This is a genomic window from Vibrio sp. 10N.261.51.F12, from assembly GCF_041471725.1.
Taxonomy (GTDB): Bacteria; Pseudomonadota; Gammaproteobacteria; order Enterobacterales; family Vibrionaceae; genus Vibrio.
The window spans coordinates 164,433-177,764 of record NZ_JBFROV010000038.1 but is presented as its reverse complement, the minus strand read 5'-3'; the positions used below and the strand labels follow the sequence as shown (position 1 = coordinate 177,764).

At 45.9% G+C, this 13,332-nt stretch carries 10 protein-coding genes; 7 read left to right on the top strand and 3 right to left on the bottom strand.

The window, feature by feature from the left end:
• Positions 1-3: 3 nt before the first annotated feature.
• The 3 genes from AB4405_RS20655 to AB4405_RS20645 all read right to left on the bottom strand — a co-directional run bounded on the left by AB4405_RS20655 (position 4) and on the right by AB4405_RS20645 (position 2,648).
• The gene (locus AB4405_RS20655) at positions 4-930 is read right to left on the bottom strand and encodes a ketopantoate reductase family protein (protein ID WP_372062639.1); all 927 of its coding nucleotides are present in this window, start codon (positions 928-930) and stop codon (positions 4-6) included.
• Between the two features lie 431 nt (positions 931-1,361).
• Positions 1,362-1,568 (bottom strand): hypothetical protein, encoded by a 207-nt coding sequence (locus AB4405_RS20650; protein WP_133148225.1) that lies wholly within the window; start codon positions 1,566-1,568, stop codon positions 1,362-1,364.
• A 393-nt stretch (positions 1,569-1,961) separates the two neighbouring features.
• Complete coding sequence (locus AB4405_RS20645) at positions 1,962-2,648, bottom strand: TetR/AcrR family transcriptional regulator (RefSeq protein ID WP_372062638.1); 687 nt, start codon at positions 2,646-2,648, stop codon at positions 1,962-1,964.
• A 69-nt stretch (positions 2,649-2,717) separates the two neighbouring features.
• On the opposite strand from AB4405_RS20645, the gene AB4405_RS20640 reads away from it, so the two are divergent.
• The 7 genes from AB4405_RS20640 to choW all read left to right on the top strand — a co-directional run bounded on the left by AB4405_RS20640 (position 2,718) and on the right by choW (position 13,330).
• Positions 2,718-3,803 carry an efflux RND transporter periplasmic adaptor subunit gene (locus AB4405_RS20640; protein WP_372062637.1) on the top strand — a complete coding sequence of 362 codons (1,086 nt, stop codon included), beginning with the start codon at positions 2,718-2,720 and terminating at the stop codon, positions 3,801-3,803.
• Between the two features lie 8 nt (positions 3,804-3,811).
• Positions 3,812-6,901 (top strand): efflux RND transporter permease subunit, encoded by a 3,090-nt coding sequence (locus AB4405_RS20635; protein ID WP_372062636.1) that lies wholly within the window; start codon positions 3,812-3,814, stop codon positions 6,899-6,901.
• Positions 6,902-7,290: 389 nt separating this feature from the next.
• Positions 7,291-7,893, top strand: coding sequence for a transcriptional regulator BetI (betI, locus tag AB4405_RS20630; RefSeq protein ID WP_102469161.1), 603 nt, complete (start codon positions 7,291-7,293; stop codon positions 7,891-7,893).
• A 44-nt stretch (positions 7,894-7,937) separates the two neighbouring features.
• Positions 7,938-9,392, top strand: a complete 1,455-nt coding sequence (gene betB / locus AB4405_RS20625) for a betaine-aldehyde dehydrogenase (protein ID WP_372062635.1) — start codon at positions 7,938-7,940, stop codon at positions 9,390-9,392.
• 72 nt (positions 9,393-9,464) lie between these two features.
• Positions 9,465-11,159 (top strand): choline dehydrogenase, encoded by a 1,695-nt coding sequence (gene betA / locus AB4405_RS20620; RefSeq protein WP_372062634.1) that lies wholly within the window; start codon positions 9,465-9,467, stop codon positions 11,157-11,159.
• Positions 11,160-11,410: 251 nt separating this feature from the next.
• Positions 11,411-12,391, top strand: a complete 981-nt coding sequence (locus tag AB4405_RS20615) for a choline ABC transporter substrate-binding protein (RefSeq protein ID WP_372062633.1) — start codon at positions 11,411-11,413, stop codon at positions 12,389-12,391.
• Between the two features lie 90 nt (positions 12,392-12,481).
• The gene (choW, locus tag AB4405_RS20610; protein WP_372062632.1) at positions 12,482-13,330 is read left to right on the top strand and encodes a choline ABC transporter permease subunit; all 849 of its coding nucleotides are present in this window, start codon (positions 12,482-12,484) and stop codon (positions 13,328-13,330) included.
• Positions 13,331-13,332 lie beyond the last annotated feature (2 nt).

Genomic DNA, 13,332 nt, shown 5'->3' with positions numbered 1-13,332 from the left:
GCCTCAATCGTAGAGCTTGTAAGAGCCTTCAATCGCGTGGATCAAGTCAACGATGAGCGTGTTGTACGGAGTAGGAACGCCGTAGATCTTTGCTTGTTCAACAATGGCACCATTGATGGCATCAATCTCCATTTTTACTTGGTTCTGTCGGTCCTGATACATCGATGAGTAACCATGCTTAGCGGATTCGCAGAGTGATTTCACCATATTCAGTGCTTCTCTGCGGTCAAAGTAAGTACCGTCGGCTTCTGCGACTTCTATCGCTTCATAAACCAGTCGCTTGGCAAAGTCCCACGCGTACTGGTTTTTTACCATGTAACCAATTGGAGTTTGGGTGATGGCAGTAAAGGTATTCACTGAGAGGTTAACTAACAACTTACTCCATATGATCCGTTGAATATCTCTTGAAATCTCGAGTTCAATGTCGGCATCACTTAGGGCGTTGTTGACAATATTGAGTATGTCGTTGGCTTGGTGGTTGCTACCAATGGTGGTGATCCCTGCGGCGGAATGGTGCACATGCCCATGACCAAGGTTAACCGCATTGTGGCAACTGGTACCAATGATGATGTTTTCCTTGGTCACGTACTGCTCTAGCTTTTTATCGTTTCCTGCGCCATTTTGCAACGACAGCACAATGGTATCAGGCCGAAATAAAGCTTTGTTTTGTTGAAGAGCTTGCTCGGTATACATCGATTTTACAAACAGGAGCACGATATCAAATGCGTCACAGCACTGTCCTGACATCACGCCTCTCACATTGGGGAACGTCATTGTTTCATGGTCGGTATGGTCAATTTTTATTCCAGATTTTTCGATAGCGTCTATTTGTTGCCTATCGATATCAACCATACAGATGTCATGACACCTACTCAGATAAGCGCCATATAGGCAACCCATGGCTCCCGCTCCAATAATGGCTATCTTCATGCCCAATCCTCTCGTGTTTTTCTGTAATGAAGCATTTTTTGTACCAAAGATAGTGGCTGTCTCAATGAGCGAATACGTTAGGTTTGTATCTGTTATCGAGGTGACGGCCTATCGCCGTCGTAGTCTGCTTGTCCGAAGTTAAAGGGCTGATTTTTAAATTTTTATAGCTAAGGTAAGTTAGCTTTTGGATGTACGGCAGGCAGTCGAAGGGTAGTAGAGTTAGTGCAATGCGCACCAAATCAGGGAATACCGGTAAGGAAGTGATTGATGAGGATGGCGCTCTCGTTTTGGGGTGATCTTGTCACTCAGTCCTTTTTTATAGCTTTGACTGTAAGCTAACAGGGCAAGCTTAAGTTAACCATATCGGTAGCTTTGACCAAAGTTTAGAAACACAGAGAGGGTTTGCGTTTAGTCACTGCGGCATAAGCACACTAAGTGATTTCTGTAATGTTGATATTCGATGTACTGGTATCAATCAAGAAGTTCCACTCTTTATTGAATGCTTCTACAAAAACCGCATATTGGTTAGGAAATCCCTTCAGTGGTGCTGATTTTAGGTTATCAATGTAAGCTGCAGGCACTGAATATTGGTGCTCCATGTACCGTTTTACTTCAATCATGTGGGTAATTTGCATCATTTTTCTCTCTAGTTAATCTAAAAGTGGGGGAGGTCGCCGGTTTCGCTATGACACTCTCGCACTAAGCTTATTAAAGCTGCTTTAACCGTGAGAATAACGGAGGTATATGAATGTTTTATGTACGAACTACCTATATAAATAATCATTCCTCATTATTTACGCTCTTCGATAACGTCAGGCTGCCGCTCATCAGTATCACTGCTGCTGACTTATCTCGCCTGTATGTGTCTTAACGTTCATATAGTTCGAATTAAATTACATCAGCGCACAAGATAAATAAACGTCGTTAAGCCGCCGCTATCATTTATAAAAATGAGTTCAACAAAAGCGTGAGAGTCACTTAACATTTAGCAGGGATGAATTTGCCAATGTAATATCTTTTAAATCAGGGATTTAATTGCGAGTAAAAGACAGAAACATTGAGATGCAGCTTTTTAGGTAGGTATCACGTTCCGTTTTGGTTTGTTTGAGGTCTTCACCTAGATATTTCCAGTACACCGGTTTGCCATGAAACATTAGGAGTAATTGAGCTGCGCTTTCTTGAGCCGAGATATCCAGTTTTATCTCGCCAGTGTTGTGTTTGTTCTGCAAGTAGTCGCCCAGCACGTCTGTCGATTGCTGAGGACCAAATCGTAAGTAGGTAGCTGCAAATTCTGGGTGATTATCAATATTACTGACTGCATTGCGGAAGGTATGAATCGCCCCAGGGTTCAACAGAGTTTCTTGTAAGCCCTGAGCAAATTGTAATAATGCCTCGTCCATAGGTTTAGTCAAATCTAACATACCTTCATCAGCTTGAAATTCTAAGCATTTGGTTTCCATGCAAATTTCAAACAATATGTCTTTCGTTTTAAAGTGAGAGTAAACCGTTTGCTTAGATACATCAGCTAACTTAGCGATGCTCTCCATATTCGCCGCGTAGCCGTGTTCACCAAACAATGTCGTCGCGGCTTCGAGGATTCTTTGGCGCTTTAGTTCACTGGCACTGCTCATGGCTGACTCTAACCTATACTTTGTTCGGGCTGCAAGAATATCAATATCAAACTGGACAGTCCAGTCTTGTTCGTGTCTAATATGCATAAATGAAACTGGACTGCCCAGTTTGATTGTAAACAAAGCGTTTCAAAAATTGATGGAGAAAGATGTTCTATGCAGTATCAAAAACTTTATGCTTTATGCTTCGCGTTTTCTGCGACGTTTTTTTTATCGGCGTGTTCGGAAGCAGATAAAGTTAAAGAACATCCGCATACTTTGCTGACGGTGCAAACTCAGCCAGTAATAGAACACGACAGCTATTCGGTTGCTCGTGAATATGTTGGGACCATCCACTCCACTCAACGAGCAAATCTCGGCTTTGAATTATCAGGTAAGGTTTCTGACATTCGAGTCGACGTCGGTCAAACGGTCACGAAAGGCCAAGAGTTGGTGACCCTTGATACTAAGTTGCTTGCTTCTGAGCTGAAAGAACTGCAAGCCCAGCTTGATGAGGTGAAAGCCCAGCAAAAGCTAACTCAAGCCAACTTAAAGCGTCAGTTTGCGTTGAAGAAAAAAGGCTTCAGCTCCGATTCAGAAATAGATACGTTAATCAGTCAAAAAGAGGCATTGGCAGCCAACCTATTACGCATCCAATCAGCCGTAGAAACCAATCGGCTAAAATTACAAAAATCGACCATTCGCGCCCCGTATGACGGCATTATTAGCAAGCGATTTGTTTCTTTGGGCGATGTTGTCGCGGTCGGGTCATCCACTTTTTCTCTTCTCTCTACCTCAGGAAAAGAAGCCATCATTGGCGTGAATAGCCAAGATTTGGACGATATCCAAGCTCAACATGACTATGTTATTCGCGTAAGAAACCAAGAATATACCGCGCACTTAATCTCCAAAGCATCCAATATTGACGCAAGTTCGCGAAGCATAAGTTTACGTTTTTTATTGGAAGACAATAATGCGGTGTTAGATGGCGAGTTAGCTTACCTTACGTTTGAAAAACACTACCCTGAGAAAGGCTTCTGGCTTCCAACTACGGCGTTGATCGACGGTATTAGAGGTACTTGGAATATCTATTCTCTCAATTCGGTCGAAGGCGAAAACAGAGTAGAACGCCAAGTGATCAGCGTTTTATTTGCCAATAACCAATCGGTATATGTGAAGGGTGAACTCAATAATGGCGATCAGGTCGTTACGACAGGGTTGCACAAAGTCGTGCCCGGTCAGTCTGTGCTAATCGCGAAGTAGGAGGTAGGATGAAATACGCATCGATACTTTCAAATACGCGCCTTATGGTGCTGGTTATCGCGTTCTTAATTGTGAGTGGTTTGTCTGCCTTTAATACGTTACCTCGTGCAGAAGACCCGATTATTTCTAATCGTAATGCTACCATCACAACGGTATTTCCTGGTGCCAGTGCAATACGGGTCGAATCGTTAGTGACTGAGGTGATTGAAAACAAGCTCCGTCAAGTCAATGAGATTAACTTGATTACATCCACCTCCCGTCTTGGCATCGCCGTTATTGGTGTTGAATTACAAGATGAGATTACTGACCCTGAGCCCATTTGGTCAAAAATTCGTGACAAACTTTCCGACGTCGAACGGGAGCTACCCATTGATGCACTTTCACCCGAATTAGATAGCGATCATACTTATGCATTTACCACCATTTTATCGCTTGGTTGGCAAGGTGACGGTGAAGCCGACTTATTGAAACTAGGCCGTTATGGCAAAGAACTCGCGACACGTTTACGGACATTACCTGGTACCGAGTTTGTTGACCAATACGGGCTACCTGATGAAGAAATTGTGGTTAATTTTGATATTAACGACACCGCTACGTTAGGCTTGTCTGCGCAGCAAATTGCGGCAGCGTTAGAGGGCGCTGATGCGAAAAATTCTGCAGGTGAACTACTCAACTCATCGACGCGTTTTGGCTTGGAGCTGTCTTCTAATTTAGACTCCATTGAACGTGTAAGAAACGTGCCAATCTCAATCGATAAAAACGGCCACACGGTGCGTGTGGGCGATGTGGCCAGTGTACAACGAGCCGCTAAAGCGCCCTATGATGAATTAGCCTTGGTGGATGGTAAACCTGGTGTCATTGTGGGTGCTCGGATGCAATCAACATTGCGTGTGGATAAATGGACGCCTGCGGCGATGAAATTAGTGGATGATTTCCGCCTTGAATTACCCAGTAATATTAAATTAAATGTAGTGTATAGCCAGCAAGGTTATACCGAGCAGCGCTTGCTAGAACTGGGGGATAGCTTGCTGATTGGTTTTTGCTTGGTGTTATTTGTACTGCTGTTCACGCTAGGAATTCGTGCTGCCATCATTATCGCCTTGGCATTGCCATTGACCATGCTGTTGACCTTGTCTTTAATGAAATACTTTGCCATTCCAATTAACCAAATGTCCTTGACGGGTTTCATCGTGGCGCTTGGAATTATGGTGGATAATGCCGTTGTGATGGTGGATACCATCCAAAGCTATCGGTTAAAGGGCATGCAAAAACTGGAATCAGCCATGGTGGCAATTCAGCACCTTTGGGTTCCATTGCTTGGCTCAACCTTGACGACGGTATTTGCCTTCGCGCCTATCTTTTTAATGCCAGGTGCGACAGGGGAGTTTGTTGGTGCTATTGCGTTAACGGTATCTTTCTCGCTGGTTGGGTCCTATGTTATTTCGCATACGGTCATCGCGGCGTTGTCATGTGCTTATTTACCTAGTCAACAATCATCTGGTAGTTGGTATCAAACGGGAATTCGTATTCCCGCGATGAGTGTATGGTTTGCAAAATCTGTGGCACTTGCGATTCGTCACCCTTTACTGGCGATTGGTCTTGCATTAGTGCTACCGTTAACTGGCTATTGGAGTATGTCGCAACTGACTGAGCAGTTTTTCCCTGCATCTGACCGTGATATGTTCGAGATCCAAGTCTATATGCCACCGCAAGCGAGCATTTATGCCACAAAAGCGACGACGGAGCAGATTCATCAGTTTATCCTTGAAGATGCCGCCGTTGAGCAAGTGCAGTGGTTGATCGGTGCTTCATTTCCATCATTTTATTACAACCTTGTTGCTGCTCAGCAAAAAGCCCCTTACTTCTCGCAAGCGATGGTGAAAACCACGGATTTTGAAGAAGCGAATCGTTTGATCCCACAATTGCAATCGCAGTTGGACGAACGCTTTCCTCAAGCTCAGATTTTGGTTAGAAAATTGGAACAAGGCCCTCCATTTAATGCGCCTATCGAATTACGAGTCTACGGTCATAACCTAGATACACTGAAAACGATCGGTGAAGATGTACGCCTGATTTTGTCAAAAATCCCATCGGTGACGCATACTCGTGAAAGTTTGTCTTCGGGCATTCCGCAATTTGTCGTTGACGTCGATGAGGAAGCGATACAAATGAACGGAATGAACCTCAATCAATTTTCGGGTTTATTGCAGTCAACCTTAGTGGGCCGAGAGAGTGGTAGCATTATTGAGGGCACAGAGTCGATTCCAGTAAGAGTTCGTGTGCGCGATGAAGAACGTGAAAGTTATAACGATTTGAATAACCTCCGTTTTCCAGCATCAGCTTCAAACTCGAGTGGTAATAACGTTGGGGTGTCGGTTCTTGACTTGTCTACATTAGAGTTATCCCCGAGCACGGGCAGTATTACTCGTCGAAATGGTATTCGTGTGAATACGATTGAAGGCTATATAGACGCTGATGTACTCCCGCAAATGGTACTCGATGAGTTTAAAGAAGCGTTAGAAAGCTATTCGTTCCCCGCCGGCTATCGTGTGGAGTTTGGGGGGGAAGCGGCAGAGCGTGATGAGTCTGTTGCCAAATTAGTCGGTAATATATCGGTCGTCGTGGTTTTGATGATTTTAGTGGTGGTGTTGTCGTTTAATTCATTCCGGTTAAGTGGGATCATCTTCGCAGTGGCTGGCTTAGCGGCAGGGCTGGGCATCTTGTCGGTATGGGTATTTGGCTATCCATTTGGTTTTACCGTGATCATTGCGATGCTCGGTGTGATTGGTCTAGCGATCAATGCTGCAATCGTTATTTTGGCAGAATTGAGAGCAAGCAAAAAAGCCAGTGAGGGCGATCAAGACGCGGTTCTAGAAGCCGTAATGAGTTGTACTCGGCACATTACATCTACGACCATCACGACCATCGGTGGCTTTATGCCACTGATATTAGCCGGTGGTGGATTTTGGCCTCCGTTTGCTGTGGCGATTGCTGGTGGTACCGCGTTGACGACAATTTTGTCGTTCTATTTTGTTCCACCAATGTTTATGTTGGTGACTAAAATGCCAGTACGCATCGCAGCGGTAAGCAACCGTTAAGTCCAGTATTTATTTCTGAGTTTAAAAAGCCATCATTAAGTTGTTTATTGATGGCTTTTTCTATGCCATGCCTTTGCTCTGCTCTTGATTCCATTCGATAGAATTATCTTGCTCTGTTTACCGCAACGCACTTTCATCGTGGTAACAACACCTCCTCAATACAAAGCTTGACACGAAAAAAACGTGCTAATGATTATTTAATGAAAATACCTCGATCATCACGATATTTAATTATATTTGCAATATAAACAATAGCTTAACGAACATTTCTCGACAATGGTTTTTGTTGGGAAGTATTATTTTTGAAGATGGATCTTTGACATTGGATTGAATAAATGTAATTTTATTTTTAATTGAACGTTCAATTAAAAAACATTTGAGTAACAAATATGCCGAAAGTAGGAATGCCAGAGATTCGTCGCCCACAACTAGTAGAGGCGACAATGGCGGTGATTGATGAGGTTGGATTGTCGGGCGCGAGTGTTGCCCTAATCAGTCGCAAAGCAGGGGTGTCCGCTGGGATTATTAACCATTATTTTGGCGGAAAGCATGGTTTGCTCGAAGAAACCATGCGTTCGGTATTGCGTCAGCTATCGGCTACGTCGATTAAGCACCTTCGTGCTGTTGAAGGCCAAGACGTCACTGCACGAGTTAAAGCCATTGTGGCGGCAAATTTCGATGGCTATCAGGTCGAGAGTAAAGTCACCAAAACATGGCTGGCATTCTGGGCTCAGTCGATGCACGACAAAGATTTATATCGATTACAGCGCGTAAATGAGCGCCGATTATTGTCACACCTTCGTCGCGAACTAAAACAGGTGCTACCTGAAGCGCAAGCAAAGTTTGTCGCGCAAGGCATTGCCGCATTAATTGACGGGATCTGGTTAAGAGGCGCATTGAATCCCGACGGGATTTGCGCCCAAAAAGCACAGCTCATTATCGCAGATTACCTCGATAAACAGCTTCCATCTACTTCGGCGTCATCGAAGTAAGTAAACCTATTATGCACGACCCAATATCAAGGACGTTGACAACAATGAAGTCTCTCTACATCCACGGCCAAGCCGTTGACTCCTCATCAAACGAAACCTTTTTTACGCTAAACCCAGCCAATGGTGACAGGATCGCTGAGGTCGATCAGGCGAGTATGAACGATGTTGACCGAGCGGTTGAATCAGCTCAAAAAGGATTCAAAGTGTGGTCGGCAATGAGTGGTATAGAACGCGGACGTATTTTGATGCGAGCCGTTGCCTTGTTGCGGGAGCGCAATGATGAACTGGCGCTGCTCGAAGTTCAAGACACAGGTAAGCCGATTCAAGAAGCCATTGAGGTGGACATTGTAACGGGCGCGGATGTGGTTGAGTACTACGCGGGGCTTGCCGCAACAATACAAGGTCAGCAGCAAGACTTAGGTCATGGTCAGTTTTTCTATACTCGACGCGAGCCATTAGGTGTGTGTGCGGGCATTGGAGCGTGGAACTATCCGATTCAAATCGCCATGTGGAAATCGGCGCCTGCTCTAGCCGCAGGTAACGCGATGGTGTTTAAGCCGTCAGAAGAAACCCCGTTGTCGGTATTGAAACTGGCAGAAATTTATACAGAAGCCGGTGTGCCCGATGGTGTTTTCAATGTGGTTCAAGGGGATTATCGCGTTGGACAGATGCTTTCTCGTCACCCTCATATAGCGAAGGTGTCGTTTACAGGCGAGTCAGGCACTGGCAAAAAAGTCATGGCTGACGCAGCCGGCACGCTAAAAGAGGTCACGATGGAGTTGGGTGGTAAATCACCACTTATTGTGTTTGATGATGCTGAGTTAAATAACGCGGTATCTGCCGCGATGATGGCAAACTTCTATACACAAGGAGAAGTGTGTACTAACGGTACACGCGTTTTCGTTCATGACAATATCTATGACGCATTTATCGAGCAACTAACACGGCGTACAAGCAAGTTGATTGTTGGCGATCCGTCTGATATGTCGACGCAGGTAGGGGCGTTGATCTCAGTTGACCATTTAGAAAAAGTCATGGGCTTTATTGAAGCGGGCAAAGCGTCAGGCGCACGCCTCATTTGTGGTGGCCAACGTGAAGTGAACAATGGGCTCGATAAGGGCTACTTTGTTCAGCCTACTATTTTTGCCGACTGTACGGATGAGATGCCACAAGTCAAAGACGAAATTTTCGGTCCGGTTATGTCTGTGCTGCGCTTTTCTGACGAAGACGAGGTCATTCGTCGCGCCAATGATACTCAGTATGGGCTGGCAGCCGGTTTGTTTACGCAGAACTTGTCTCGCGCTCATCGAGTGATAGCCCAGATCGAAGCGGGGATTTGTTGGGTAAATACTTGGGGTGGCTCGCCTGCCGAAATGCCCGTTGGCGGTTATAAACAATCAGGTATTGGGCGAGAGAACGGCTTAGAAACACTGAATCATTATACCCAAAATAAGAGTGTCATGATTGAACTTGGCGATCTTGAGTGTCCTTATGAGTAATTGAACGGTGCTCATTATGGTGCACGACAATAAGGTAAGGCAGTCTTGTGAATGGATTCAAAGGAAAATGAAATGAACACAAAGTACGACTACATCGTTGTTGGCGCAGGGTCAGCAGGTTGTGTATTGGCTGATAGATTAAGTGCGTCGGGCGATTACTCCGTGTTACTACTCGAGGCGGGCGGCAGTGACAAAAGTATTTTTATCCAGATGCCCACGGCGCTGTCTTACCCGATGAATAGCGAAAAGTACGCGTGGCAGTTTGAAACTCTGCCCGAGTCAGGTCTTGATGATCGTCAGCTGCATTGCCCTCGTGGCCGCGTGCTAGGCGGCAGTTCCTCCATCAACGGCATGGTGTATGTTCGTGGCCATGCTTGTGACTACGATGAATGGGTAGATCAGGGCGCAGCGGGATGGAGTTACCAAGATTGTTTGCCTTATTTTCGTCGAGCAGAGTCTTGGGCGGGCGGTGAAGACACCTATCGTGGCGGTGATGGCCCTGTTGCGACGTGTAACGGCAACAACATGACACTGAATCCGCTTTACCATGCGTTTATCGATGCTGGCCAGCAAGCAGGCTACCCCAAAACTGTTGATTATAATGGCTATCAACAAGAAGGGTTTGGACCAATGCATATGACGGTGGATAAAGGTGTTCGGGCATCGACGTCAAATGCATACCTTCGTCGTGCTAAGAAACGAAGCAACGTTACGGTGAAAACAGGTGTGGTAACACGCCGCGTTATTATTGAAAACAAGCGCGCGATAGGGGTTGAGTTTGATAGTAACGGTCAAACGCAGTCGGTTTATGTGAATAAAGAAGTGGTGCTATCCGCCGGTTCAGTGGGCTCGGTACAATTGCTGCAGCTGTCAGGCATCGGTCCTAAAGCCGTATTAGAAAACGCCGGCATTGAGGTTAACGTCGACTTGCCAGGTGTGGGCGAAAATCTACAAGATCATCTAGAGATCTATTTCCAATATGCGTGTCATCAACCTATCACGTTGAATAGTAAACTTGGCTTGGTGAGCAAGGGATTAATTGGTACGCGTTGGGTTTTACTTAAAGATGGGTTAGGGGCGACGAATCACTTTGAATCCTGTGCCTTTATTCGCTCGCGAGCAGGGCTTAAATGGCCGAATTTGCAGTATCATTTTTTGCCAGCTGCAATGCGATACGATGGGCAAGCCGCATTTGCAGGCCACGGCTTTCAGGTGCATGTTGGGCCAAACAAACCCCAGAGTCGGGGTCGCATATGGTTGACGTCAAACGATCCTTATCAAAAGCCGAATATCGAATTTAACTACATCAGCACTGAGCAAGACAAACAAGATTGGCGAGATTGTATTCGCTTGACCCGTGAAATTTTGGCGCAACCTGCCATGGATAGCTATCGTGGTGAAGAGATCCAGCCGGGTAGTGATATCACCAGTAACGATGCGATTGATGCGTGGGTCCGCCAACATGTCGAAAGTGCTTATCATCCTTCATGCAGCTGCAAAATGGGCGCGGATACTGATCCAATGGCGGTGTTAAATCAGGATTGCCAAGTGAGAGGTGTCAACGCGTTGCGTGTGGTCGATTCTTCGGTCTTCCCAACCATTCCCAATGGCAACTTGAACGCGCCAACGATCATGGTAGCTGAGAAAATGGCGGACGTTATATTAAATCAATCGCCTCTTACCCCGACAGACGCGCCGGTATGGATTGCGCCCAGTTGGGATACAGAGCAGCGCCAAGGTAGGGCAGAAAGAGCAACATTCCCCTGACAAAACCCAGCGAACAATAAAGCCTCAGTTAAGTAGCGAACCCATAACGCACGTCCAAATAACCGATTCTCTATTCACAGAGACTCGGTGAACTGAGCGTCAGTTAAGTGAAGAGAAAGACAAACTCAAGAGAATATTTCATAGGACAGGTTAACGCTTGTCCTACGGGTTGCGACAACCCAAAAAAGGCGGAAGTAATCGACGACCGCCACACAATATTAGTCGCACAATACAAAGGGAAAAGGAAAGTCATGATGACGAACAACACGAATAAGCCTCACGCGAGCAAACGCACCACCATTCGACATACATTGCTAGGCAGCAGCGCACTATTACTGAGTTTATCTGCGTCCTCTGTGTACGCGAACCAGTGCGACACTGTTCGCTTTTCAGATGTCGGTTGGACCGATATCACTGCGACCACCGCTGTCACTACGCAAGTATTACAGGGACTCGGCTATAAGACCTCCACGCAACTGCTTTCAGTGCCTGTGACCTATTCATCAATGGCAAACAAAGACATCGATGTCTTTCTGGGTAACTGGATGCCAACGATGGAAGCCGATATTGCCAAATACTACCAAGATGGTTCGGTGGAAACCGTGCGCGCGAATTTAGAAGGCGCGAAATACACGCTTGCGGTGCCTCAATATGTCTACGACGCAGGTGTGACAAGCTTTGCTGACCTAGCCAAATTTGACGATAGGTTTCGTGGTCGTATCTACGGGATTGAACCCGGTAATGACGGTAACCGTCTGATCCAAGACATGATCGATAACAATGCATTCGACCTCAAAGACTTCAATCTTGTTGAGTCCAGTGAAGCGGGCATGATGTCGCAAGTTAAGCGCGCGGTTAAGCGTGAACAATGGATCGCCTTCCTTGGTTGGGCACCGCACCCAATGAACAGTAATTTTGACATGGTATATCTGGATGGGGGGGATGACTACTTTGGACCAAATTATGGTGGCGCGAGCGTTTACACCAACGTTCGTAAAGATTACCTAAGTACTTGTTCGAATGTGGGGCAGTTACTGCAAAACCTTAGCTTTAGTTTGGAAATGGAAAACCAACTGATGGGCAACATACTTAACGATAACACGAAGCCAGATGCAGCGGCCAAAGCATGGCTCAAAGCGAATCCTGACGTGCTAACAAAGTGGCTGAATAAAGTGACGGCTCGTGATGGCAGCAACGCAGCCGAGGCTGTTAAATCGTATTTAGAGATCTAAACCACGCACTGACTTTGCTCTGCTGGTGTCTGTTCTGGTTGAACGACGGCAGTAGAGCGTACAACCATTGAAGACCATTAAGGAGTAACAATGGACTTTATTACAAATCACAAAATCCCTCTCGGCGATTGGATGGCCACTTTTGTTGATTGGCTAACTTACAATGCAGCGGGCTTTTTTGACTCACTGTCGTATAGCTTAGAATCGATGATCATGATGTTGGTTGACCTATTTAAATGGTTCCCGCCTTCTGTGCCTATCGTCATGACCGCTTTATTGGCTTGGTTTTTACATCGTAGCCTTTCACTGGTCATTTTTGTGGTTGCAGCTTTGCTGCTGATCATGAATTTAGGCTATTGGGAAGAGATGCTAGAAACCTTTGTGTTGGTATTGAGCGCGACCATGATTTCGGTGTTAGTCGGGGTGCCAGTTGGGATCGTGGCGGCGCACAAGCCATGGCTTTACACCATATTGCGCCCGATTTTAGATTTGATGCAGACCATCCCGACTTTTGTTTACCTCATTCCTACGCTGGTTTTATTTGGCTTAGGGGTCGTACCAGGGCTTATCTCTACCATTATTTTTGCTATTGCTGCTCCAATCCGTTTGACCTACTTGGGCATCAGTCGTGTCCCAGAAGAGTTGGTCGAGGCCGGTAAAGCATTCGGTGCCAGTCGAATGAAACTGTTGTTCAATGTTGAACTTCCAGCCGCAATGCCAAACATCATGGCAGGGGTGACGCAATGTATTATGTTGTCGTTATCGATGGTGGTCATCTCTGCTCTCGTGGGTGCAGATGGGTTGGGTAAACCTGTCGTTCGAGCACTGAATACTGTGAATGTCTCGCAAGGTTTTGAGGCCGGATTAGCGATCGTTCTTGTGGCTATCATTCTTGACCGCCTGTGCAAAACCCCTGCAACCCAAAACAGAGAGAGCTAATC